A 23,202-nucleotide genomic window follows, 5' to 3' on the forward strand; every position below is an offset into this window, starting at 1 on the left:
GTTCGGCGGAACCCTAACCGTTGCCTGTCCGGCCAGCACCCGTAAGCAAGCGGCGCATAGGCTGCCGGCGTGCCGAAGGTAACCACCGCGCTCAAGCGGATCCTGGTGGGGCGGCCGCAGCGCAGCGACAAGCTCGGGGACACCTTGCTGCCCAAGCGGATCGCGCTGCCCGTGTTCGCCTCCGATGCGCTGTCCTCGGTTGCCTATGCGCCCGAGGAAATCTTCCTGACCCTGTCCATCGCCGGCATCTCGTCATACGCCTTCTCCCCGTGGATCGGCCTGGCCGTGGTCATCGTGCTGCTCACGGTGGTCACCAGCTACCGGCAGAATGTGCACGCGTACCCGTCGGGTGGCGGGGACTACGAGGTGGCCACCGTCAACCTCGGGCGCTACGCCGGGCTCACCGTGGCCAGCGCGCTGCTGGTGGACTACACGCTCACGGTGGCGGTTTCCATCTCCTCGGCGGCGGCGAACATCGGGGCCGTGGTGCCGTTCGTCGGTACCCACAAGGTGGCGTTCGCGGTGGCCGCGATCGTGCTGCTCACCGCGATGAACCTGCGCGGCATCCGGGAGTCGGGCACCACGTTCGCGATCCCCACCTACCTGTTCATGTTCGGCATCGGGGCCATGATCATCTGGGGCCTGACCCGGATCCTGATCTTCGGCCAGGACGTGGCGGTGGAGAGCTCGAACATGCAGCTGGTCGCCGAGGGGGACCACCTGACCGGGTTCGCGCTGGTGTTCCTGGTGCTGCGCTCGTTCACCCAGGGCTGCGCCGCGCTGACCGGGGTGGAGGCGATCAGCAACGGGGTGCCGGCGTTCAAGAAGCCCAAGTCCCGCAACGCGGCGACCACGCTGCTGCTGCTCGGCACCATCGCGGTGACGATGGTCATGGGCATGATCGCGCTGGCCCAGCTGACCGGCGCGAAGCTGGCCGAGGACCCGGCCAGCCAGCTGCGCGGCGCGCCGCCCGGCTACCAGCAGCAGACCCTGGTCGCCCAGCTCGCGGACGGCGTGTTCGGCGCCTTCCGGCCCGGGTTCTATTTCGTGGTGGTGGTCACCGCGCTGATCCTGGTGCTGGCCGCGAACACGGCGTTCAACGGCTTCCCGGTGCTCGGCTCGATCCTGGCCCAGGACCGGTACCTGCCCCGCCAGCTGCACACCCGGGGCGATCGGCTGGCGTTCTCCAACGGCATCGTGTTCCTGGCCGGGTTCGCGATCGTGCTGGTCGTCGCCTTCCAGGCCGAGGTGACCAAGCTGATCCCGCTCTACACGGTCGGGGTGTTCGTCTCGTTCACGCTGTCCCAGACGGGCATGCTGCGGCACTGGAACCGGCTGCTGGCCACCGAGACCGACCCGGCGGCGCGGCGGCGGATGCGCCGCTCGCAGGGCATCAACGGGTTCGGGCTGAGCATGACCGGCGCGGTGCTGATCCTGGTGCTGGTCACGAAGTTCAGCTCCGGGGCGTGGATCGCGCTGGCCGCGATGGGCGGGGCGTTCGGGCTGATGCTGGCCATCCACCGGCACTACTCGACGGTGTCCGCCGAGATCCAGCTCGGCGACGAGCTGCCCGTGCTGCCCGCGCGCAACCACGCGATCGTGCTGGTGTCCGGGCTGAACCAGGCCAGCATCCGGGCCGTCGGCTATGCCCGCGCCACCCGCCCGGACGTGCTGGAGGCGGTCACCGTGAACGTGGACGACAAGGACACCCGGGCGCTGACCAAGGCATGGGAGGACCGCTCGATACCGGTGCCGCTCAAGGTCGTCGAGTCGCCGTACCGGGAGATCACCCGGCCGGTGCTGGAATACGTGCGGCGGATCCGCAGCAACAGCCCGCGCGACGTGGTCACCGTGTTCATCCCGGAGTACGTGGTCGGGCGCTGGTGGGAGCAGCTGCTGCACAACCAGAGCGCGCTGCGGCTCAAGGGGCGGCTGCTGTTCCAACCGGGGGTGATGGTGACCAGCGTGCCCTGGCAGTTGGCGTCGTCCGAGCGGGCCAAGATGCGGGCCAAGCAGCGGCGGCGTCCGGAGAGCGCGCCGGGCGCGGTCCGGCGGGGCTATCCCGGCGTGCGGGACGGCGTGATCGGCGGCCCGGGTTCCGGGGGCACGTCCGGGTCGGTGGACCGGGCGTCGGCGAGGCCGCGATGACCGGGGCTTCGGCGGCGGTGCGCGCGGACTCGTGGTTGGACCGGGTGCTGGAGGTGGACGTCGGGGCGGTCGCGCACGGCGGTCACTGCGTGGCGAGGTGCGACGGGCGGGTGGTGTTCGTCAGGTACGCGCTGCCGGGCGAGCGGGTGCGCGCGGTGGTGACGGAGGACCGGCACGGGTCGTTCTGCCGGGCGGACGCGATCGCGGTGCTGCGGCCGTCGCCGGACCGGGTGGAGGCGCCGTGCGAGTGGGCCCGCGCCGGCGGTTGTGGCGGGTGTGACTTCCAGCACGTCGACCCGGCGGCGCAGCGGGCGCTGAAGGCGGCGGTGCTGGCCGAGCAGCTGCGCCGGCTGGCCGGGGTGGACCGCGAGGTCGAGGTGGAGGAGCTGCCCGGCGGCGCGCTGGGCTGGCGGCACCGGGTCCGGCTCGCGGTCGGGTCGGACGGCCGGGCCGGGCTGCGCGCGCACCGCTCGCACGAGGTGATCCCGATCGCGGACTGCCCGCTGGCCCCGCCGGGCATGCTCCCGCCGGTGCTGGAGCGGCGGTTCTCGCCCGGTTCGTCCGTCGACGTGGAACGGGACGCCGCCGGTGAGACGCATGTGGGTGACGAGCGCGGCGAGCCGGTGGTGAGGCGGGCCGGGGGACGGGAGTGGTCGCTGCCGCCGGGGGTGTTCTGGCAGGTGCACCCGGCGCTGGCGGACACGCTGTGCGCGGTGGTCGCGGACTGGGCGGACGCGCCGGCCGGCGGCCGGGCCTGGGACCTCTACGGCGGCGTGGGCGTGCTGGCCTCCGTGCTCGCCACCGCCGTCGGCGCCGAGGGCGAGGTCACCGTCGTCGACACCGACCGGTCCGCCGTCGACGCCGGCCGCGACGCGCTGTCCGACCTGCCGTGGGTGCGCTGGCGAACCGGTCGGGTGGAGCGGGTGCTCGGCTCGTTGGCCGCCGAGGGCCGCCCGGACGTCGTGGTCGCCGACCCGCCGCGCCGCGGCCTGGGCCGCGCGGTGCTCGACCCGCTCGCCGACGCGCGGCCGTCTCGGCTGGTCTACGTCGCCTGCGACCCGGCCGCGCTGGCCCGCGACGTGGCGCTGCTGGCCGAGCGCGGCTACCGCCTGGACCGGCTGCGGGCCTTCGACGCGTTCCCGATGACCCACCACTTCGAGACCGTCGCGTTGTTCGCGGCGGCTGACGGGTGACGCGGCGCACCCGACATGTGGAGCCGTCGACTCAGTCCGGGTCGCTCACGTCGTACCGGCGGAGCCAGCCGGCGTCGCCGCCCCCGCACACGGCGGCCACACCCGCGGCGAGCCATATCATCGTCGGAATGAAGTCATCTCCGGTCTCGTCGGCAAGCTCTTGAGCCGTGAGGTCCCCGGATTCCGGCGCTCCTAGGATTCCCGCGCCGCGTCGAGCCAGATCGGCCGCTTCAGCCCCGAGATGGGACTCGACCCAGCCCACTGCGTCTGCCGCCAGCGTTGGGCGGGAAAGCTCGTCACGCGCTCCGGTCAGCCATGCGGCAACGATCGCAAACGCTATGGACGTGCCCAGTGCTTCGGCGTCCTCGTCTTCTTCGGCGGCCGCGATATCGGTGTTCGTGACCCGGGTCGCGAACTCGCGTGCCGGTTCCGGCCGGGTGCTGACCAGCGTTCGCTCGACGGCGGCCTCGAGTTCGTCAGCCAACAACGCGACCAGGTCACCGATCCCGGAGTCGTCGGCGTTCTCCTCCCAGTACCGTTCGACCGCGCTCTCCCAGGCCTCGACCTCAGCGGCGGAGAAGAGGTGCTGGTTCTCCTCGGTGACGATGTAGCCGAGATCTCGCGCCGCGTTCAACTTCGCGGGGTCGACGCCTGTCCCGTCGCCCTCCCCGATCAACCTGTCCAGCTCGGCCGTCCATGCACCGGGAGACAGCGGCTGTGGCTCGCTTGCGTGAGGATCGAAGAAAATCGGGTCCTTGGGGCCTGGATCGCGTCCGAACTTCGCACGGAACGCATCAAGCCGTTGCTCCAACACCGCACTGATATCGGCGCCCGCCCGGGACCTGGGATCTCATCGAACGATCCTCCCGCCGTCGGACAGCCGTTCCTGCTGGACGAACCGCGGATCTCCGGATCGCTCAACGATCAGTTGAGCATGCCGTTCACGCCGTGCTTCCTCGTCGGCCAGCCGTCGCTGTCGCGTCTTGACCTTCAGGGCTCGACGTTGTTGTGCGGAGCCTTTCCGTTTCTTACTGGCCACGGGCCGCCTCCTCGGTGTCACGGGCCGGACATCGTCCCGCACCACCCCGACAAACCTGATTCGAGGTCCGCGCACCGGAACGGCCGTCCTTGGCCAGCACGCCCAGCGCCAGGCCGGCGCTCTTGGCGCGCTACTCCGGTCTCGGTGCGGGACGCGTCGCTAATCCACTGACGGCACCGGGACCGGCTCGCCGCCACGCCGCAGCGACTCCGCCCCCACCACGCCGACCAGCGACGCCGCCACCGCCGCCCGCACCGGCACCAACGGCTCGGCGCCGTGCTCGATCGTGTCCCGGAACGCGGCCAGCACGGCCACCGTCCCCTCGGCCGCGCGTTCGACGGGCTCGCCGCCCAGCGGCATCGGCTCCGGAACGACGACCTCCTCGCGCACCTGACCGGCCGGCGCCGCCCACGGCTCCATCCGGACCCGGACCGACCAGGCGTCGTCCCCGCGCCCCCGGACGTTCTCCACCAGCCCCCGGTCGCCGCGCACCGACAGCCAGCTCCAGTGGCTGTCCGGCTCGCCCTGCAGGAACCCGTGGCGGGCCACCGCGAGCGCGCCGGTGGACAGCCGCACCACCATGACCACGGCCGTCGGCCGGGCCGAGTCGACCACGGCGTGCGCGGCGACCTGGACCGGGTAGGCGCCGGTGGTGGCCAGGATCGGGGACAGCGTGTGCGTGCAGTACGCGGTCGCTGAGATCCGGTTGCGCCAGTGGTCGGCGGGGCCGAGCAGGCCGGTGATCGCCTCCGGCGAGAGGCCGTGCAGGTAGTCCGCCTCGATCAGCTCGACCCGCCCGATCTCACCTCGGCCCACCAGCTCGCGGATCAGCCGCACGTGCGGCAGGCAGACGTAGTTCTCCGCGAAGGAGTAGCTGGCCGGGGAGGAGTCGGCGGCGGCGATCAGCCGCTTCCCCTCCTGCTCGCTCGTGCACGCGGCGGTCTCGGACAGCACGTGGACGCCGCGGTCGAGGAACTCGACGGCCAGCGGCGCGTGGGTGTCGAAGTCGCCGGCCAGGATGACGCCGTCCAGGTCGAGGCCGAGCAGGTCCCGCCAGTCCGGGGAGCGGGACGGGATCTCCTCGGCCGCGTCCAGCCGCGCCGGGTCGAGGTCGCAGCCGGCCACCACGTCCAGCCCGGTCCGCGTCGCCCACCGCGCGAGATGGCGCCCCTGCCCGAGCCCGACGACGCCGATGCGAGATCCAGTCATGACCGACAGCATGCCTGTTGCTGGCCGGTCTGTAGACCGGGTTTCAGGTGGGGACCAGCAGCTCCACGGCCAGGCCCAGGACCAGCAGGGCGCCGGCCTGGCGGGTGTGCAGCCAGGCCAGGGCGGCGTACCAGAGCGGCCAGACCGGGAAGTTCGCCGGCGGGTGCTCCGGCGGCGGGCGGCGGAACCGGGGCCAGATCCGGACCAGCCTGGGCAGCGCGGCGAGCGCCAGCAGCGCCGGCCACGGCATCGCGCCGACCAGCACGCACAGGCCGACCAACGGGTAGAACCCGGCCATCAGGGCGAGCGTGGCCGCCCGCGCCCGCCGTTCGCCGAGCAGCACCGGCAGCGTGTGGATGCCCAGCGGCCGGTCGTAGGAGATCTTGTCGGTGTGCTTGCCCATGAGCACCGCGACGCAGAGCAGCCCGTACGGCAGTGAGGCCACCAGCACCGGCCAGCCGACGTGCCCGACGGCGGCGTAGTACGTGCCGCACATCATCAGCGGCCCCCACACCACCAGCACGTCCGGCTCGCCGAGCCCGCGCTTCTTGAGCCGTAGCGGGGGAGCGGTGTAGGCCACGCTGAGCACGAACCCGGCGACCGCGAACGCCACCACCGGCCAGCCCCTGGCCAGCGCGAGCACCACCAGGATGGCCAGGTCGGCGGCGTTCACCAGGACCACGGCCGTGACCAGCGCCCGGCGGGTGACCAGCCCGGCCAGGATCGGGTGCGGGGCGTAGAGCGCGCGCGGATAGCCCTCGCTGTCCGAGCCGGCGCCGGTGTCGTACAGGTCGTTCATCAGGTTGTTGGCCAGGTGCGCGAGCGTGATGCCGAGGACGGCCAGCACCAGCCACCGCCAGTCCAGGCCCGGCTCGCCGATCGCCAGCAGCGCCGCGACCAGGCCGGCGACCAGCGTCATCGGCAGCACCGCCGCCCGGGTGACGACGATCCAGCGGGTCACCGGGTCGAGCGCGTCGACCGGCCCCGGCGGCGGGTTCGTGGTGCGCAGCGCGTACCCCCAGGACGCCGGCCGGCTCCGGTGTGTGGCGTCGGTCACTCGTGTGAGAGTACCTACCAGGGCACCGGTCCGTCGTCGTTGAAGAAGCCGCCGGTCGGGCCGTCCGGACCGAGGGTGGCCAGCCGGACCGCGACGCGAGCCCCGGCCGCCGCGGTCCGGACCGCCGTCGGGTTCAGCTCGGTGGCGCACGGGCCGGGGTCGGCGGCGTTGACCAGCAGCGCGGTGTCCCGGTACTCCCTGGCGTACTGCACGGTCACCGCGTTCAGGGCGGTCTTGGACGGGATGTAGCCGATCGACGGCGGGATCTTGCCCAGTGGGCCGTCCGGGTCGCTCATCGCGGACAGCGAGCCCAGGCCGCTGGACACGTTCACGATGCGCGGCGCGGACGAGCGGCTGAGCAGCGGCAGCATCGCGTTGGTGACGGTGATCACACCGAACACGTTGGTCTCGAACACCGCGCGCACGACGTCGAGGTCCGCGCCGCTCGGGAGGTGCCTGGTGTCGCCGGTGCACGCGGCCCTGGCCGCCTCGTCGTACGTCGCGGCGTTGTTGACCAGCACGTCCAGCCGCCGGAAGTGGATGTCGAGGTGCGTCGCGGCGGCCCCGACCGAGTCCGGGTCGGTGACGTCCATCACGATCGGGCGCACGTCGCCGGCGCCGGCGGCGCGCAGCGTCTCGGCGGCCTTGACGCCCCAGGCCCGGTTCCGCGCGCCCAGCAGAACGGTCATGCCACGCTTCGCGAGCTGCGCCGCGACCTGGTAGCCGATCCCCTTGTTGGCGCCGGTGACGAGGGCGACCGTGCGGCGTGCTGGCATGACACGAACGGTGCCAGTTCAAGTCGACTTGAGCGCAAGTAATCAATCCATTGCCTGATGGGAACGGGTGCCCAACAGGCTCGGCATGCTGTCAAAACCGGAGCGCTACTGCTCCGTAGACTCACACGGGTGTCTGCGCTGCGAAACCTGAACGGCCCAGCCGACCTGAAGCGGCTCAGCGTCTCCGAGCTGCAGTCCCTCGCCGGTGAGATCCGGGACTTCCTGGTGACCACGGTGTCTCGCACCGGGGGCCACCTCGGCCCCAACCTCGGTGTCGTTGAGCTCACCATGGCCCTGCACCGGGTGTTCGACTCACCGCACGACGCGTTGATCTTCGACACCGGGCACCAGGCCTACGTGCACAAGATCCTTACCGGTCGCTGCGACGGGTTCGACAGGCTGAAGGCCACCGGCGGGATCTCCGGGTACCCGAGCCGGGCGGAGAGCGAGCACGACCTGGTGGAGAACAGCCACGCCTCCACCTCGCTGTCCTACGCCGACGGGATGGCCAAGGCGTTCGCGCTGACCGGCGCGCGCCGGCACGTGGTCGCGGTGGTGGGCGACGGCGCGCTGACCGGCGGCATGTGCTGGGAGGCGCTGAACAACATCGCGGCCAACCGGGACCGCAACCTGGTGATCGTTGTCAACGACAACGGCCGCTCGTACTCGCCGACCATCGGCGGGCTGGCCGACCGGCTGGCCGCGCTGCGGCTGCGGCCCGGCTACGAGAAGGTGCTGGACGCCGGCAAGCGGGCGCTGGCGCAGACCCCGGTGGTGGGCCCGACGGTGTACAGCGGGCTGCACGCGCTCAAGGCCGGGATGAAGGACGCGCTGGCCCCGCAGGAGCTGTTCGCCGACCTGGGGCTGAAGTACCTGGGCCCGGTGGACGGGCACGACCTGGGGGCACTGGAGTCGGCGCTGCGGCGGGCTCGCGACTTCGAGGGCACGGTGATCGTGCACGCCGTGACCCGCAAGGGCTACGGCTATCCGCTGGCGGAGAACGACGAGATCGAGCAGATGCACAGCCCGGGGGCGTTCGACCCGGCCACCGGCGCGCCGGTCGGTCCGTCCAAGGCGGGCTGGACGAAGGTGTTCGCCGAGGAGATCGTCCGGCTGGGCGCCGAGCGCGACGACCTGGTCGCGATCACCGCCGCGATGCTGCACCCGGTCGGGCTGGCCCCGTTCGCGGAGGCCTACCCGGACCGCTGCATCGACGTGGGCATCGCCGAGCAGCACGCGCTGACCTCGGCGGCCGGGCTGGCCATGGCCGGGATGCACCCGGTGGTCGCGCTGTACTCCACGTTCCTGAACCGGGCGTTCGACCAGCTCCTGCTGGACGTGGCGCTGCACCGCCAGCCGGTCACCCTGGTGCTGGACCGCTCCGGCGTGACCGGCAACGACGGCCCCAGCCACAACGGCATGTGGGACCTGTCCATCCTCGGCGTGGTGCCCGGCATCCGGGTGGCCGCACCCCGCGACGCGGTGAGCCTGCGCCAGGAGCTGCGGGAGGCGGTCGCGATCGAGGACGGGCCGACCGTGCTGCGCTACCCGAAGGGCGCGGTGATCCCGGAGATCCCGGCGGTGCGCCGGGTGGACGGGGTGGACGTGCTGCGGTCGTCGGACCCGGAGCGCGCGGACGTGCTGCTGGTCTGTGTGGGGGCGTTCGCCGAGCTCGGGCTGTCCGCCGCCGACCGGCTCGCCGACCAGGGCATCGGGGTGACGGTGGTGGACCCGAGGTGGGTGCTGCCGGTGCCGGACGCGGTGGTCGGCCTGGCCCGCGAGCACCGGCTGGTGGTGACCGTGGAGGACGGCGGCGGGCACGGCGGGATCGGCTCGGCGGTGGCCGCCGCGCTGCGCGCCGCCGAGGTGGACGTGCCGCTGCGCGACCTGGCGCTGCCGCAGCGGTTCCTGGACCACGGCAGCCGGGGCGATGTGCTCGCGTCCGTGGGCCTGACCGCCCAGGACGTGTCCCGCCGGGTCACCGAGTGGGCGTCCGCCCTCCCGGCCCCGGAGCCCACGCCGGACGCGCCGTCCGCGAGCCGGCCCGGCGAGAAGTAGGCCGCGCGCTCACCCGGCGCGGGCCGGCTACTTCCCGCCGTCCACCCGCAGCGCGTGCTCGACCTCCATCCGCAGCACCGTCTCGAGCGCGTGGTCGACGCCGTGGTCCACGGCGCGCTTGGCCGCCTGGGTGGCGGCCCGGGGCGCCTCGGCCAGCCGTCGTGCCCAGTTGTGCGCGGTGGTCGCCAGCTCCTCGCCCGGCACCACCGCGTTGACCAGCCCCCACCGGGCGGCCTCCTCGGCGTCCACGGGGTCGCCGAGCAGCAGCAGCTCCTTGGCCTTGAGCGGGCCGACCAGCAGCGGCAGCAGCCGGGCGATGCCGCCGGTGCCGGTGAGCCCGAGTCCGGCCTCGGGGAACCTGAACGTCGTCCCGGTCGCCGCTATCACCAGGTCGCAGCCCAGGGCGAACTCCGCGCCGGCGCCGATGGCGTGGCCGTGCACGGCGGCGATCACCGGGGCGGGGCAGGCCCGGATCCGCCTGGTGACGTCCTGGATGCGGTCCAGCCGGGCGGGCAGCGTCGCGGGGTCCTCGGCGGCCTTGAGGTCGTGACCGGCGCAGAACGCCCTGCCCCGGCCGGCCAGCAGGACCGCGCCGACGTCCGCCCCGGTGACCGCCTCCAGCGCGCCGACCAACTGCTCGACCAGCGCGGCGTTCACCGCGTTCAGGCGGTGCGGCCGGTTCAGGTGGATGACCCCGATGCCGTCGTGCACCTCGGTCTCGACCACCGTTCGTGCGGGCTCGGCCATCGGCATGTCTCGCGTCGTCTCCTTGCTTAATCGATCGATCGATCGGCTATGGTCGTCACGCTAAGCAGGCGTACCGAGGGACGTCAACTCGACGAGGAGGTCCGATGCCGGTCCGTGACGCCACCCCCGTCGACCTGCCGGTGATCCGGGAGCTGTTGGTCGACCACGCGGCGAGCGAGGCGAACGTGACGATCGACGCGGAACGGGACGAGCTGGCCGGCGCGCTGTTCGGCGCCCGGCCGGTGGTGCGGGCGACGCTGGCGGAGACCGCCGGCCCGGCGCGTGAGGTCACCGGCCTGGCGCTGTGGTACCCGACCTTCTCGTCGTGGACGCTGCGCACCGGCATCTGGCTGGAGGACCTGTTCGTCCGGGAGGCCCACCGCGGCGGCGGCGTGGGCCGCGAGCTGATGGCCGACCTGCGCGCCCGCACCGGCGGCCGGGTGGAGTGGGAGGTCGCCGTGGACAACGGCCGCGCCGAGCGGTTCTACCGGCGGCTGGGTGCCGGGCCGGTGTCGGGCTGGACCCGCTACCGCTGGCTGCCCCCGACGTCCGGTTCGGCCGGTTCGGCCGGTTCGACCGGTTCGACCGGTGAGTCCGGGGTGGGCTGACCGGCGCGGCGCGGCGCGCGCGGTTCCCTGGCGCGCATCTGGGGCAGCCGGATCTGCCAGATCTCCTCCACCAGGCCGTGGATGTCGGCGGCGGCCGGCAGCGACGCCTCGGCCAGCTGCCGGGGCGGCACGCCGAGCAGCTGCAGGGCCAGCTGGGCGTGCGTGGCGGCGATGGTGTCCAGGTCGAGCGGGCCGTCCGGGGTGTACCACTTGGGCACGCCGGAGCACATCTCCAGCAGCGCCATCCGCGCGAACCGCTGGTCGGGAACCCAGAACAGGCCCTGTTCGCAGCCCTGGGCGATGGGGCGGCGCCAATGGTCCTCGTAGCCGTCCCGGTACTCGACGACCGCAGCCCTGCGGTCCGGGCCGAGCGCCGCGATCTCGTTGTCCACCACCGTGGTCTCGTCCCGGTGCAGGGCGTGGGTGATCACGTGCACGTGCACCAGTCGGACGATCACCTCCGGCGGGGACGGGTCGCCCTCGGTGACCCGCTCGGCGGCCTTGATCAGCCGTTCCAGGCAGGTCCGCATGATGCCGAAGAGCAGGTCCTCCTTGGTGCCCATGTAGTGGTAGAGGCTCGCCGAGGACAGGTTGGCGGCGTCGGCCAGCTCGCGGATGCCGGTGCCGTGGAACCCCTTCGCCGCGAACAGCCGCACCGCGGCGTCCCAGACCTGACGCTGGGTGTCCCCGTCCGTGCTCGCCACCGCCATCTGCCTGCCCGAACCCCTTCGTGAACCGGTCGATTGATCGATCAGTTTACCCGCGCGGGTCGCCGGCGGCCGACGTGCGCGAGGCGGCCTCGACGCCGGTCGGCCCGGGTATTCCGCGACGCTCAGGTCTTGACCTGTGTATTTCACGTCACATACGGTCTCCGTTCGTATCCCGATCGATCGATCGGTAGGAGACGTGATGACAGACGAGGCACCGTCCATCCAGCGCTCCCGAGCCGAGCCCGCACCCGGCCACCGGTCGCGGCGCGCGCTGCGGCCGGCACTGGCCGACCGGCAGATGAGCATGATCGCCATCGGCGGGGTGATCGGCGCCGGGCTGTTCGTGGGCAGCGGCAGCGTGGTCAACCAGGCCGGCCCGGCGGCGCTGGTGGCCTACGTGGTGTCCGGCGGGCTGGTCGTGCTGATCATGCGGATGCTCGCCGAGCTGTCCGTGGCCGCGCCCACCACCGGCTCCTTCGCCAGCTACGCCGCCGGTGAGTTCGGCAGCTGGAGCGGCCTGGCGGTGGGCACGCTGTACGCCTACTCCTGGTGGGTCACCGTGGGCATCGAGGCGGTCGTGGGCGGCGGTCTGTTCCACGGACTGGTGCCGGCGGTCCCGGCGTGGGCGGCGGCGTGCGCGTCGGTGGTGGTGCTGGCCGGGGCGAACCTGCTCGCGGTGCGCGCGTACGGCGAGGCCGAGTTCTGGTTCGCGCTGGTCAAGGTCGTGGCGATCGTGCTGTTCATCGGGCTCGGGCTGGCCGCGATCGCCGGGCTGCTGCCGGGGGTGGCGGCACCGGGCACGGCGAACCTGCTCGGGCACGGCGGGTTCGCGCCGCACGGCTGGTACGCGGTGCTGCCGGCGATCCTGGTGGTGACCTTCGCGTTCAACGGCGCCGAGGTGGTCACCATCGCGGCGGGGGAGGCGGTGCGCCCGGTCGAGGCGGTGCGCCGGGCGATCCGGTCCACGGTGGCCCGGATCCTGGTCTTCTACATCGGCTCCATCGTGGTGATCGTGACGCTGCTGCCGTACGACGACGCGGGGGTCACCCGCAGCCCGTACTCGGCGGTCCTGGAGCACCTGCGGCTGCCGCACGCCGGCCTGGTGATGGACCTGGTGGTGCTGGTGGCGGTGCTGTCCTGCCTGAACTCCGGGATCTACATCTCGTCGCGGATGATGTGGGCGCTGGCCGAGCGGGGCGAGGCGCCCCGGTTGCTGGCCCGCACCACGGCCGCCGGGGTGCCGGTGCCGGCGGTGCTGCTGGCCTCGGCGGCCGGCCTTGGCACCGCCGCCGCGAACTACTTCGTGCCCACCAGCGCGGTGTTCGACTTCCTGGTGGACTCCAGCGGGTCGGTGACCATCCTGGTCTACCTGGCCATCGCGCTGACCCAGCTGCGCGGCCGGGCCAGGGCGCGGCGGGCCGGGCGGGTGCCCGCCGTGCGGATGTGGCTGTTCCCGTACCTGTCCTGGCTGGTGGTGCTGGCCCTGGCGGCGACGTTCGTGTTGCTGCTGATCGACCAGGGCACCCGGCGCTCGCTGCTGCTCACCCTGTCGGCGGCGGTCATCGCGGTGGCCGCCGGAGTCGCCAGGCAGCTGAGGCGGAAAGGGAGCCCTCGATGATCAGCCGTCGTCGCCTGCTGCAGGCGTCCGGGGTGGCCGCCGGCACCGGGGCGGTCGGCGCCGGCATCGGCGTGGCGGCGACCCACCGGGCAGCACCCGAGTCGTCGGCGGAGGCGCTGGAGCGGGTCCGGGCCGGCGAGCGGGTGCGGCTGCGCGACCTGGGCATCCAGATCGGCGTCCTGCCGACCGGACGGTGGAACGCGATCACCGACGTGCCCGGGGTGAAGGTGGGGTACAAGACGATCGTGCGGGACCAGCCGAAAATCGTCCGCACCGGCGTCACCATCATCGTGCCGCGCGAGGAGCCGATGCAGACGAACTGGTGCCACGCCGGCTGGTTCTCGCACAACGGCAACGGCGAGATGACCGGCACCCACTGGCTGGACGAGACCGGGCTGCTCAGCTCGGTCATCGGCATCACCAGCACGCTGCAGGTCGGCGTGGTCCGCGACACCCTGGTCAAGATGGGCATCGAGACCAACCCGGACCTGGAGTTCATGCTGCCGGTGGTGGCCGAGACCTACGACGGCGAGCTGAGCGACCCGTCCGCGTTCCCGATCACCGAGCAGGACGTGCGGGACGCGGTCAACTCGGCGGCGTCCGGGCCGGTGGCGGAGGGCAACGTGGGCGGTGGCACCGGCATGAGGTACTTCGACTTCAAGGGCGGCAGCGGCACCTCGTCGCGGGTGGTGGAGTACAAGGGCGCCAGCTACACGGTCGGCGCGTTCGTGCAGGCCAACTACGGCGAGCGGCGGTACCTGCGGGTCAACGGCGCCCCGGTCGGCAAGGAGATCCCGGACGCGCCCGAGGCGGAGCCGGCCCGCACCACTCGTGCATCGCCGTGCTGGCCACCGACGCGCCACTGCTGCCCGAGCAGTGCCGGCGCCTCGCGGTGCGCGCCGGGATCGGCCTGGCGGCCACCGGGAGCGTCGCGGACAACGAGTCGGGCGACATCTACCTGGCGTTCTCCACGGCCAACGCGGTGCGGCAGGGGGCCGGGGTGGACTACAACCAGTCGAGGTCGATCCCCGAGGGGGAGATGACGCCGTTCTTCCACGCGGTCTCCGAGGCGTTCCAGGAGGCCGCGCACAACTCCGCGTGCATGGCCCAGACCATGGTCGGGTTCAAGGGCACCGCGCCCGCGCTGCCGCTGGAGCGGCTGGTCGAGGTGGTCAGGGCGCACGGCCTGTTCGGTGGCGGCTTCCCCGGCTGAGCCCGGCTGGCTCTACCCTGTCGGGGTGCGGGTGCTGATCGTTGAGGACGAACAACCGCTGGCGGACGCGCTGGCCAGGGGGCTGCGCCGGGAGGGCATGGCCGTCGACGTCGCCTACGACGGGGACAGCGGCCACGAGAAGGCGGCGATCACCCGCTACGACGTGGTGGTGCTGGACCGCGACCTGCCCGGCATGCCCGGCGACGAGCTGTGCGCGCAGCTGACCCAGGACGGCGGCATCACGCGGGTCATCATGCTCACCGCCAGCGGCACGCTCGCGGACAAGGTCGAGGGCCTGTCGCTGGGCGCGGACGACTACCTGGCCAAGCCGTTCGACTTCCCGGAGCTGGTGGCGCGGATGCGCGCGCTGGGCCGGCGCGCCACCCCGGCCACGCCGCCGGTGCTGGCCGCCGGCGACGTGGTGCTCGACCCGGCCCGGCGGACGGTGAAGCGCGGCGGCGAGCCGGTCGAGCTGACCCGCAAGGAGTTCGGCGTGCTGGAGGTGCTGCTCGGCGCCGGCGGGGCCGTGGTGAGCAGCGAGGAGCTGCTGGAGCGGGTCTGGGACGAGCACGCCGACCCGTTCACCACCACGGTGCGGGTCACGGTGATGACGCTGCGCAAGAAGCTCGGCGAGCCCGGCATCATCGAGACGGTGGTCGGCTCGGGCTACCGGGTTCCGTCGGCGGGGTAGGACGGCGCCGTGCGCGGGGATGTCCTCGCCCGTTCGCCGTCGGTACGGCGCTGGTCTCGCCGCTGGTCTCAGCGCTGGTCGAGCCGAGGGCCGGGGCTGCGGCTGCGGCTGACGGTGCTGTGCACGGCCCTGGCCGCGTGCGTGAGCGCGTTGCTGCTGTGGCTGGGGTGGCTGCTGGTGGGCGGCGTGATGACCGCCGTGCCGACGCTGCCGCCGGGCACCACCGTCCGGGTGCGTGACCTGCCGGTGCCGGCCGAGGCGCTCAGCCGGGCGCTCGCCGACGCCGCGCGCAACGACGTGCTGCGCACCGGGCTGGTGGCGTTCCCGCTGGTCGTGGCTGCTGCCGCGGTGCTGTCGTACGTGGCGGTCGGCCGGGTGCTGCGGCCGCTGCGGGAGGTCACCGGGACCGCGCGGCGGCTGTCCGCCGAGTCGCTGGACGAGCGGATCGCGCTGCCCGGCAGGTACGGCGAGGTGACCGAGCTGGCGGAGAGCTTCGACGCCATGCTGGACCGGCTGCACGCGGCGTTCGAGATGCAGCGCCGGTTCGTGGCCAACGCCAGCCACGAGCTGCGCACCCCGCTCGCGGTGATGCGCACCGAGGTGGACGTCACGCTCGCCGACCCCCTCGCCGACGTGGCCGAGCTGCGCCGGATGGCCGAGGTGGTGCGCGGCGCGACCTACCGGGCCGACGCGTTGGTGCAGGGCCTGCTGCTGCTCGCGCGCACCGAGGCGGGGGTGGCCGGGCCGGCCGTCGAGGTGGACCTGGCCGCGCTGGTCAAGCCCGCGCTGGCGGCGGTGCGCGCGGAGGCGGACGAGCGGCGGCTGCGGGTCCGGCTGGACTGCGCGCCCGCCGTGACCGCCGGCGACCCGGCGCTGCTGGAGCGGGTGGTGGGCAACCTGGTGGAGAACGCCGTGCGGCACAACCTGGAGGGCGGCTGGCTGGAGGTGGCCACCGACGCGGACGCCGGGTGGGCGCGGCTGCGGGTCAGCTCCAGCGGCGTGCCGGTGACCGAGGCGCGGGTCGGCGAGCTGTTCGAGCCGTTCCGCCGGGGTGCCCCCCGCGCCGCCGGCTCCGGCTCCGGCCTGGGCCTGTCGATCGTGCGCGCGGTCGTCTCCGCACACCGAGGCACCGTCACCGCCGCCCCCGTCCCCGACGGCGGCCTCACCGTCACCGTCCACCTCCCCGCCGCCTGAGGCCGCGCGGCACACACTGAGTGCGCGCCGCACACCTGTTGGGGCGTGTGTGCGGCGTCGACACCGGGTGTGCCGCGCGACTTAGGGGCGGGCGGTGAGGGCGTGGGCCAGGGGGGTGGCGGTGAGGGCGATCTGCCACTCGCGGGCGCGGCCGGCGCGCAGGGCGTCGGTGACGGGCTCGGCGGGGGGCCGCCAGCACAGGCGGCGCAGCAGGTCGGGCTGGAGCAGGTTCTCCACCGGGATGTCGTGGCGCTCGCTGAGCTCGGCGACGGCGGCGCGGGCGGCGGCCAGGCGGGCGGCGGCCTCGGGGTCGCGGTCGGGCCAGCGGTTGACCGGCGGCGGGCCGTCGGCGGGCAGGGTGGCGGCCGGCAGGTCGGCGTTGGGCAGCGTGGCGGCCCGGTTCACCGCCGACCACCAGTAGCTCGCTAGCTTGCGCTGGGCGCGGCCACGGAAGATCGGGAGCTTTGACAGCTCCGCGGACGACGGCGGGGCGGTCACGGCGGCCTCGATGATCGCGGAGTCGGGGAGCACCCGGCCCGGCGCGATGTCGCGGCGCTCGGCCAGGTCGTCGCGGGCCTGCCACAGCTCCCGGATGGTGGCGAGCTGGCGCGGCCGGCGGACCCGGTGGATGCCCGAGGTGCGCCGCCAGGGGTCGGCGCGGGCGGGCGGGGGCGGCGCGGTGCGCACCGCCTCGAACTCCTGGGCCGCCCACTCCCGCTTGCCCTGCTCGGCGAGCATGGAGTCCAGCACGTCACGCAGCTCGATCAGGACCTCGACGTCCAGCGCGGCGTACACCAGCCAGTCCCTGGGCAGCGGCCGGGTGGACCAGTCGGCGGCGCCGTGGCCCTTCTCCAGGCGCAGCCCGAGCAGCGTCTCGACCATCGGCCCGAGCCCGACCCGGGGCAGCCCGGCCAGCCGGCCGGCCAGCTCGGTGTCGAACAGCCGTGTCGGGCGCAGGCCCAGCTCGGCCAGGCAGGGCAGGTCCTGGGACGCCGCGTGCAGCACCCATTCCGGGCCGTCCAGCACCTCGGCCAGCGGCCCGAACCGCCCGGCCAGCGGGATCGGGTCGATCAGGAAACTGCCCGCGCCGGCGCGGCGCAGCTGCACCAGGTACGCCCGCGCGGAGTAGCGGAAGCCGGAGGCACGCTCGGCGTCCACCGCGACCGGCCCCTGCCCGGCGGCGAGCCGCTCCGCGACCGCGTCCAGCGCGGCCACCGAGCCGACGACCTCGGGCAGGCCGTCCGCCGGTGCGAGCAACGGCACCGGCTCGGGCGCGGCCGGATCGACCTGGGCATGAGTTGACCCGGCCGCCGCGCCGGCGTCCTCCCGCACGTCGCGAACGCCCGCCGCTCCCTGACGGACCGGACGTGGAGGAGGCGTAGCCGGGGCGCGGCTGGCCGGGCCAACCGAGTTCAGCGGATGACTCCCGCGCGCATCGCCAGCGCCACCATCTGCGCCCGGTCACCGGTGCCGAGCTTGCGCCCGATGCGGGACAGGTGGCTCTTGACGGTCAACGCGGAGAGGTTCAGCGCTTCGCCGATCTCCTTGTTGGACTGTCCGTCGGCGACGAGCTGGAGCACCTCGACCTCGCGGGCGGAGAGCTCGCGGGGCGTGTTGTCGGTGCCGGGTACCCGGGAACCGGTGGCGAGCAGCGGGGCGACCGTCGGGTCGGCGTAGACGCCGCCGTCCAGCACCCGCTTCACGCCGTCGGTGACGATCGCCGCCGACGCCGACTTGAGCAGGTACGCCTGAGCCCCGGCCTGGAACGCCGAACGCACCGCGTACGGGTCGTCCGACGAGGCGAGCACGACCAGCCGGTTCCACCCCTGCGACCGCAGCTCGGTGACCAGATCCAGGCCGCTGCCGTCAGGCAGCCCCAGATCCAGCACCGCGAGGTCGCACGGCCCACTGGACTGTGCCCTGGCCCGAGCCTCGGCCACCGTGGCGGCCTCGTGCACGGTTCCGGCGCCCATGGTGCGCAACCGCGCCGCGATCGCCTCGCGGAGCAGCGGGTGGTCGTCGACCACCAGCACCGTGAACAACTCTTCCCGCGGATGCGGGACCATGGCGGGCGGCAGCACGGTATGCGCACCACTGTTGGTGCGCATAGGCGTGCCTTGGCCGACAACAGCCACGTCACTACCTCCCTGGAGTCGGTCGTGCCCCCCGACCGGCACCGGGACCTCGTCCGATCGGCTCTGCGGGCCGCGCGTCCGAGGAGGTGTCGTGGACGCAGGGTAGCCCCCAAGCGGCCTAACCGCGCGGATTCGACGAAACTTTTCCATTCGAGATCTACGGCGTTGGTCGACGTTCATCACTCTTCTGGGCCAACGATCTGACTGCGAAGCGTGACATTGGACTGAACCGCCGTCAGTCGATCTCGTGGGGAGCACTGAGTCCGAGATCAACTGTGACGGTCCGTCATCAAAGATACGCCCACCTCTGGTAACCCGATCGCGTGGGTCACGAGTCGGTAAAACGCCTCGGCATGACGACCGAACTCGGAGTCGGTCGGAGTCCAGGACGCGCGCAGCTCGACGTCGTCGCTCCGGGTCGGTCCCGGGATGTCCCCAAAACGCGCTGAGCAGGTACGAGTCACCGTTCCGCCGAGCGCCGTGTAGCTCGCGTAGGCGCCGTCGAGCGCATCGGTCAGCCAGGACCAGCCGACGGCGAGCAGCAGCGGATCGTCGGCCTGCTCGACGTCCAAAGGGGCGCGCAGGTAACAGACCATCCGGAAGGTGCCGGCCCAGGCGTCCCGGGCATCGGGGTCGTACAGGAGCACCAGCCGACCGGTGGCGTCCACGTCGGCGTCGAGGGAGCTGACCGGGGTGTGGACGTCGTCGGCGAGCTCCACGCCCAGCGCGAAGCTGTGCGGCGCGAGGCGGCGTGGCGCGGCGATGTCCACCAGGCGCAGCTCCGGCCGAGGCTGGACGGCACGCAGCGCGTCCACTGCCTGGCGGAAGATGGGCGGACTCACGACGATCGAGGGTATGTGGCCAAGGGCACCGCGGCGGGCAGGCGCGCCGCCGGCCGTGCGAGGATGGGCGGGACATGTCCGAGCTTGCCGCACCGCAGAACCCGCTCGTCGAGCAGACGGCCTCCGATGTGACGCCAACCACACTATCAGCCGTACGGCTGGATGGGGCGGCGGTCGCCACGACCGGTGCACGTGCGCGCCGTGACCTCACCGGTTCGGCCCTATTGGCCGTCACTCGCGGTGAGCAGCCAAATCACCCGCCCGTGTGGTTCATGCGGCAGGCCGGCAGGTCGCTTCCGGAGTACCGGGCGCTGCGCAAGGACACCGCCATGTTCGAGGCCTGCTTCACCCCGGAGCTGGCCTGCGAGATCACCCTGCAGCCGGTGCGCCGGCACCGGGTGGACGCGGCGATCCTGTTCAGCGACATCGTGGTGCCGCTCAAGGCGGCCGGGGTCGGGGTGGAGCTCGTCGCGGGCACCGGCCCGGTGGTCGCCGAGCCGATCCGGACCGCCGCCGACGTGGCCGCGCTGCCCGAGCTGGAGCCCGACGCGGTCCGGCCGATCGCCGAGGCGATCCGGCTGCTGCTCGCCGAGCTGGGCACCGGCCCGGACGGCACGCCGCTGATCGGGTTCGCCGGCGCGCCGTTCACCCTGGCGTCGTACCTGATCGAGGGCGGCCCCAGCCGCAACCACGAGCGCACCAAGGCGCTCATGCACTCCGACCCGGACACCTGGCACGCGCTGGCCGGCCGCCTCGCCGGCATCACGCTGACCTTCCTGCGCGCCCAGGTCGCGGCCGGGGTGGACGCGGTGCAGCTGTTCGACTCCTGGTCCGGCGCGCTGTCCGAGCGGGACTACCGGCGGTTCGTGCTGCCGCACTCGGCGGCGGTGCTCGGCGGGCTGGCCGGCGCCGGGGTGCCCCGGATCCACTTCGGGGTGGGCACCGGCGAGCTGCTCGGCGCGATGGCCGAGGCGGGCGCGGACGTGGTCGGGGTGGACTGGCGGGTGCCGCTGGACGAGGCCGCCCGCCGGATCGGCCCCGGGCGTGCGGTGCAGGGCAACCTGGACCCGGCCGTGCTGTTCGCCGGCTGGGACGTGGTGGAGGCCGAGGTGCGGCGGATCGTCGCCGAGGGCCGGGACACGCACGGGCACGTGTTCAACCTGGGTCACGGCGTGCTGCCGGACACCGACCCGGACGTGCTGACCCGTGTGGTGGAGCTGGTGCACTCGCTGTGAGCGGGGCCGCGCCGCACGTGGCTGTGGTCGGCGGCGGGATCTCCGGCCTGGCCGGCGCGCACCGGCTGCGCACGCTCCTGGGTCCGTCCGCCCGGATCACGCTGATCGAGCGGTCGGACCGGCTGGGCGGCGTGCTGCGCACCGTGGACCTGGCCGGGGTGCCGGTGGACGTGGGCGCCGAGGCGTTCCTGGCGCGCCGCCCGGAGCTGCCCGCGCTGGCCGCCGAGCTGGGTCTGACCGACGAGCTGGTGCACCCGTCCCCGGCGAAAGCGACCGTCCGCGCCGCCGGCCGCACCCAGCCGCTGCCCACCGGCACGCTCCTGGGCATCCCAGGCAGCGCCGCGAACCTCACCGCCCTGCTGTCCGAACCAGCGCTCGCGTTCGCAACCGCCGAACGCCACCGCCCCCTGACCTGGTCGCCGGGCAACGACGTCACCGTAGGCGCCCTGCTCCGCGACCGTTTCGGCGACGAACTGACCACCCGCCTGGTCGACCCCCTCCTCAGCGGCGTCTACGCCGGCCGAGTAGACACCCTCGGCCTGCGCGCCACCATCCCCACGCTGGCCTCCGCCCTAGACGCCGGCGCCCAGTCCCTCACCCACGCCGTAGATACCCTCACGCCCGTACCCCCCGCCCGCGAGTCGGGGATTTCGTCAGGGCGAGTCGCGGATTCTGTCAGGCCGCCGCCGGTGTTCGGCGCGCTGCGCGGCGGCTACCGGGTGCTGATCGACGCGCTGGTGGTGGCGGCCGGCGCCGAGATCCGCCCGGGGCTGCCGGTGCGCGCGATGACCCGGCTCTCGCGGCCGGACGGCGACGGCTGGCGGCTGGAGATCGGCTCGGCGACCGCGCCCGAGGCGCTGGACGTGGACGCGGTGCTGCTCGCGGTACCCGCCCCGACCCTGCGCAAGCTGCTGGCCGACGTTGCGCCGGCCGCGTCCGCAGCGGCCGGGGCCATCGAGCTGGCGTCCCCGGTGGTGGTCGCGCTGGCCTACCGGGCGCGGGATGCCTCCCAGCTGCCGCCCAGCTCCGGCGTGTTGATCGCCGCCGACGAGCCGCTGCGGGCCAAGGCCTTCACCCATACTTCGCGCAAATGGCCGCACCTCGCGCCGGAGGCCACCGACGGGTTGCTCCGACTGCGCGCCTCGCTGGGCCGGGCGGGTGACGCGGCCACCGTGCGGGTACCGGACGACGAGCTGATCGCCCGCGTCCGCGACGACCTGGCCACCCTGACCGGGATCACCGCCGCGCCGGTCGCCGCGCACGTGCAGCGCTGGGGCGGGGGCCTGCCGCAGTACGGCGTGGGCCACGGCGAGCTGGTCGACGAGCTGGAGCGCGCGGTCGCCGGGCTCCCCGGTGTGGCGGTGGCGGGGGCGATGCTGCACGGCGTGGGCGTGCCGGCGTGCATCGGCACCGGCCGGGCGGCCGCCGAGCGCCTCGCCACCTCGGCCGTGACCGAACCCGTGAGTGGTTAGCGTTGCTATGACAACGCTAACCACTCACGGGGCGTTCAGAACCGGCCGCCGTCGGCGCTGATGTGCTGGCCGGTGATCCACCGGGCGGCGTCCGAGGCGAGGAACCCCACGACGTCGGCGATGTCCTCCGGCTCGCCGAGGCGGCCGAGCGCGGTGCGCGCGACCAGCTCGTCGACCGGGGCGTCGGAGGCGAAGAAGGTCTCGGTGCTGGTCGGGCCGGGCAGCACGCTGTTCACCGTGATGCCCCTGGCGCCGACCTCCAGGGCGAACGCGCGCACCAGGTGCTCGCCGGCGGCCTTGCTGGCCGCGTACAGCCCGCCGTGCGGCGGGTTGGTGACGGTGGCCGCCGTGGACACGAACACCACCCGGCCGCCGTCACGGACCCGGTGGCCGGCCTCGCGCAGCGCGACGAAGGTGGCGCGGGCGTTCAGGCCGAAGACGTGCTCGTAGTCGTCGTCGGTGGCGTCGGCGAGCGGGCCCCTGACGAAGCTGCCGGCGTTGAGCACGAGCACGTCCAGCCCGCCCCAGCGCCGTTCGGCCGCGTCCAGCATCGCGCGGAGCTGGCCGGGGTCGGCGGCGTCGGCCATGACCGCGGTGGCGCGGCCGCCGTCCGCCTCGATGTCCGCGACGACACGCTTGGCCGCGTCGGCATCGGTGCGGTAGTTGACCACGACGGCCGCCCCGCCGGCGGCCAGCCGCAGCGCGACGGCCCGGCCGATGCCCCGCGAGCCCCCGGTGACCACCGCTACCCGATCGACCATGTCACGACTCCTTTAGTCCATTAGCTCAACAGTTTGTGATGTCTACTAAATAGTCGAGTGCTGTGGACTGTCAAGTACCCTCAGGTTCATGGATCTCGCGGAGGCGTTGCTCGGGCTGTGCTGCTCGGTCGAGGCCATCAGGGGCGCGGCCAGCCGGGAGCTGGACCTGACCCCGCAGCAGGCTCAGCTGTTGACCATGGTGGCGCCCGGTGAGCTGACCCACGGCGAGCTGGCCGCCCGGCTGCACTGCGACAAGACCAACGTGACGGGCCTGGTCGACAGGCTGCAGCGGCGGGGGCTGGTGCGGCGGCGCCCGGATGCCGACGACCGTCGGGTGGCCAGGGTGGCGCTGACCGAGCAGGGGGCCGAGCTGGTCGCGCGGTTCCGCAAGTCGCTCGGCGCGGCGGTCGCCGAGCGCCTGGAGTCCTGGCCGCCCGACCGGCGTGACCGGCTCGCCGAGCTGGCGCGCGCGGCCACCGAGTCGCTGCGCTGACCC

20 protein-coding genes and 1 pseudogene are annotated in these 23,202 nt (G+C 73.5%); 11 read left to right on the forward strand and 10 right to left on the reverse strand.

Features of this window, described 5'->3' with window-relative positions:
• The first annotated feature begins 69 nt into the window (after positions 1–69).
• On the forward strand, positions 70–2,148 hold the full coding sequence (locus N912_RS51680) for an APC family permease (protein ID WP_051580137.1): 2,079 nt from the start codon (positions 70–72) through the stop codon (positions 2,146–2,148).
• Complete coding sequence (locus N912_RS0113595; RefSeq protein ID WP_037064332.1) at positions 2,145–3,341, forward strand: class I SAM-dependent RNA methyltransferase; 1,197 nt, start codon at positions 2,145–2,147, stop codon at positions 3,339–3,341. The genes N912_RS51680 and N912_RS0113595 overlap by 4 nt, the downstream gene beginning before the upstream one ends.
• Before the next feature lie 31 nt (positions 3,342–3,372).
• Here N912_RS0113595 and N912_RS65150 read toward each other — a convergent pair whose 3' ends face one another.
• The 4 genes from N912_RS65150 to N912_RS0113615 form a co-directional block, all read right to left on the reverse strand.
• Positions 3,373–4,152, reverse strand: a complete 780-nt coding sequence (locus N912_RS65150) for a hypothetical protein (protein WP_211261229.1) — start codon at positions 4,150–4,152, stop codon at positions 3,373–3,375.
• 387 nt (positions 4,153–4,539) lie between these two features.
• Positions 4,540–5,589: a Gfo/Idh/MocA family protein gene (locus N912_RS0113605; protein WP_051580290.1), complete on the reverse strand. Its 1,050-nt coding sequence runs from the start codon at positions 5,587–5,589 to the stop codon at positions 4,540–4,542.
• A 43-nt stretch (positions 5,590–5,632) separates the two neighbouring features.
• Positions 5,633–6,646 carry a prenyltransferase gene (locus tag N912_RS0113610; protein WP_028922864.1) on the reverse strand — a complete coding sequence of 338 codons (1,014 nt, stop codon included), beginning with the start codon at positions 6,644–6,646 and terminating at the stop codon, positions 5,633–5,635.
• A gap of 14 nt (positions 6,647–6,660) precedes the next feature.
• On the reverse strand, positions 6,661–7,422 hold the full coding sequence (locus N912_RS0113615; RefSeq protein WP_028922865.1) for an SDR family NAD(P)-dependent oxidoreductase: 762 nt from the start codon (positions 7,420–7,422) through the stop codon (positions 6,661–6,663).
• A 129-nt stretch (positions 7,423–7,551) separates the two neighbouring features.
• On the opposite strand from N912_RS0113615, the gene dxs reads away from it, so the two are divergent.
• Positions 7,552–9,480 carry a 1-deoxy-D-xylulose-5-phosphate synthase gene (dxs, locus tag N912_RS51685; protein WP_037064334.1) on the forward strand — a complete coding sequence of 643 codons (1,929 nt, stop codon included), beginning with the start codon at positions 7,552–7,554 and terminating at the stop codon, positions 9,478–9,480.
• A gap of 27 nt (positions 9,481–9,507) precedes the next feature.
• Here the strand turns inward: dxs and N912_RS51690 are convergent, their stop codons facing one another.
• Positions 9,508–10,233 (reverse strand): enoyl-CoA hydratase/isomerase family protein, encoded by a 726-nt coding sequence (locus N912_RS51690; protein WP_425415290.1) that lies wholly within the window; start codon positions 10,231–10,233, stop codon positions 9,508–9,510.
• Between the two features lie 98 nt (positions 10,234–10,331).
• Here N912_RS51690 and N912_RS51695 point away from each other — a divergent pair, with 98 nt between their 5' ends.
• Complete coding sequence (locus N912_RS51695; RefSeq protein ID WP_051580138.1) at positions 10,332–10,835, forward strand: GNAT family N-acetyltransferase; 504 nt, start codon at positions 10,332–10,334, stop codon at positions 10,833–10,835.
• Here N912_RS51695 and N912_RS51700 read toward each other — a convergent pair.
• The gene (locus N912_RS51700; protein ID WP_245645271.1) at positions 10,754–11,539 is read right to left on the reverse strand and encodes a TetR/AcrR family transcriptional regulator; all 786 of its coding nucleotides are present in this window, start codon (positions 11,537–11,539) and stop codon (positions 10,754–10,756) included. The genes N912_RS51695 and N912_RS51700 overlap by 82 nt on opposite strands.
• 205 nt (positions 11,540–11,744) lie before the next feature.
• On the opposite strand from N912_RS51700, the gene N912_RS51705 reads away from it, so the two are divergent.
• From N912_RS51705 to N912_RS0113655, 4 genes and pseudogenes are all read left to right on the forward strand, one after another.
• Complete coding sequence (locus tag N912_RS51705; RefSeq protein ID WP_084210857.1) at positions 11,745–13,163, forward strand: amino acid permease; 1,419 nt, start codon at positions 11,745–11,747, stop codon at positions 13,161–13,163.
• Positions 13,160–14,376 (forward strand): annotated as a pseudogene (locus N912_RS51710) (P1 family peptidase). Before N912_RS51705 ends, N912_RS51710 begins: the two are co-directional and overlap by 4 nt.
• 25 nt (positions 14,377–14,401) lie before the next feature.
• Complete coding sequence (locus N912_RS0113650) at positions 14,402–15,067, forward strand: response regulator transcription factor (RefSeq protein WP_028922866.1); 666 nt, start codon at positions 14,402–14,404, stop codon at positions 15,065–15,067.
• Between the two features lie 96 nt (positions 15,068–15,163).
• Positions 15,164–16,261 (forward strand): sensor histidine kinase, encoded by a 1,098-nt coding sequence (locus N912_RS0113655; RefSeq protein ID WP_028922867.1) that lies wholly within the window; start codon positions 15,164–15,166, stop codon positions 16,259–16,261.
• An 81-nt stretch (positions 16,262–16,342) separates the two neighbouring features.
• On the opposite strand, the gene N912_RS51715 is transcribed toward N912_RS0113655, so the two are convergent.
• The 3 genes from N912_RS51715 to N912_RS0113670 all read right to left on the reverse strand — a co-directional run bounded on the left by N912_RS51715 (position 16,343) and on the right by N912_RS0113670 (position 19,253).
• Positions 16,343–17,524, reverse strand: coding sequence for a ribonuclease D (locus N912_RS51715; RefSeq protein ID WP_037064902.1), 1,182 nt, complete (start codon positions 17,522–17,524; stop codon positions 16,343–16,345).
• A 149-nt stretch (positions 17,525–17,673) separates the two neighbouring features.
• Positions 17,674–18,327, reverse strand: coding sequence for a LuxR C-terminal-related transcriptional regulator (locus tag N912_RS0113665; protein WP_037064904.1), 654 nt, complete (start codon positions 18,325–18,327; stop codon positions 17,674–17,676).
• A 338-nt stretch (positions 18,328–18,665) separates the two neighbouring features.
• Complete coding sequence (locus N912_RS0113670) at positions 18,666–19,253, reverse strand: DUF3000 domain-containing protein (protein WP_028922869.1); 588 nt, start codon at positions 19,251–19,253, stop codon at positions 18,666–18,668.
• 143 nt (positions 19,254–19,396) lie between these two features.
• Here N912_RS0113670 and hemE point away from each other — a divergent pair, with 143 nt between their 5' ends.
• Positions 19,397–20,473 (forward strand): uroporphyrinogen decarboxylase, encoded by a 1,077-nt coding sequence (gene hemE, locus N912_RS0113675; RefSeq protein WP_051580293.1) that lies wholly within the window; start codon positions 19,397–19,399, stop codon positions 20,471–20,473.
• Entirely contained in the window at positions 20,470–21,945 is a 1,476-nt protein-coding gene (gene hemG, locus N912_RS0113680) for a protoporphyrinogen oxidase (protein WP_028922871.1), read from the forward strand. Before hemE ends, hemG begins: the two co-directional genes overlap by 4 nt.
• A gap of 35 nt (positions 21,946–21,980) precedes the next feature.
• Here the strand turns inward: hemG and N912_RS0113685 are convergent, their stop codons facing one another.
• The gene (locus N912_RS0113685; protein ID WP_028922872.1) at positions 21,981–22,706 is read right to left on the reverse strand and encodes an SDR family oxidoreductase; all 726 of its coding nucleotides are present in this window, start codon (positions 22,704–22,706) and stop codon (positions 21,981–21,983) included.
• 88 nt (positions 22,707–22,794) lie between these two features.
• Between N912_RS0113685 and N912_RS0113690 the strand changes: the two genes are divergently transcribed.
• Entirely contained in the window at positions 22,795–23,199 is a 405-nt protein-coding gene (locus N912_RS0113690) for a MarR family winged helix-turn-helix transcriptional regulator (RefSeq protein WP_037064338.1), read from the forward strand.
• Positions 23,200–23,202: the final 3 nt, after the last annotated feature.

Origin of the sequence: Actinospineispora acaciae DSM 45401 (assembly GCF_000620785.1) — a bacterium.
GTDB lineage: Bacteria > Actinomycetota > Actinomycetes > Mycobacteriales > Pseudonocardiaceae > Pseudonocardia > Pseudonocardia acaciae.

Excerpts from the sequence above, each read along its gene's own strand:
- N912_RS0113605 (WP_051580290.1), bottom strand. The coding sequence starts at position 5,589 with ATGACTGGATCTCGCATCGGCGTCGTCGGGCTCGGGCAGGGGCGCCAT.
- N912_RS0113665 (WP_037064904.1), bottom strand. The coding sequence starts at position 18,327 with ATGGTCCCGCATCCGCGGGAAGAGTTGTTCACGGTGCTGGTGGTCGAC.
- N912_RS0113685 (WP_028922872.1), bottom strand. The coding sequence starts at position 22,706 with ATGGTCGATCGGGTAGCGGTGGTCACCGGGGGCTCGCGGGGCATCGGC.
- N912_RS0113690 (WP_037064338.1), top strand. The coding sequence starts at position 22,795 with ATGGATCTCGCGGAGGCGTTGCTCGGGCTGTGCTGCTCGGTCGAGGCC.
- N912_RS51690 (WP_425415290.1), bottom strand. The coding sequence starts at position 10,233 with ATGCCGATGGCCGAGCCCGCACGAACGGTGGTCGAGACCGAGGTGCAC.
- N912_RS51705 (WP_084210857.1), top strand. The coding sequence starts at position 11,745 with ATGACAGACGAGGCACCGTCCATCCAGCGCTCCCGAGCCGAGCCCGCA.
- N912_RS51695 (WP_051580138.1), top strand. The coding sequence starts at position 10,332 with ATGCCGGTCCGTGACGCCACCCCCGTCGACCTGCCGGTGATCCGGGAG.
- N912_RS0113595 (WP_037064332.1), top strand. The coding sequence starts at position 2,145 with ATGACCGGGGCTTCGGCGGCGGTGCGCGCGGACTCGTGGTTGGACCGG.
- N912_RS0113615 (WP_028922865.1), bottom strand. The coding sequence starts at position 7,422 with ATGCCAGCACGCCGCACGGTCGCCCTCGTCACCGGCGCCAACAAGGGG.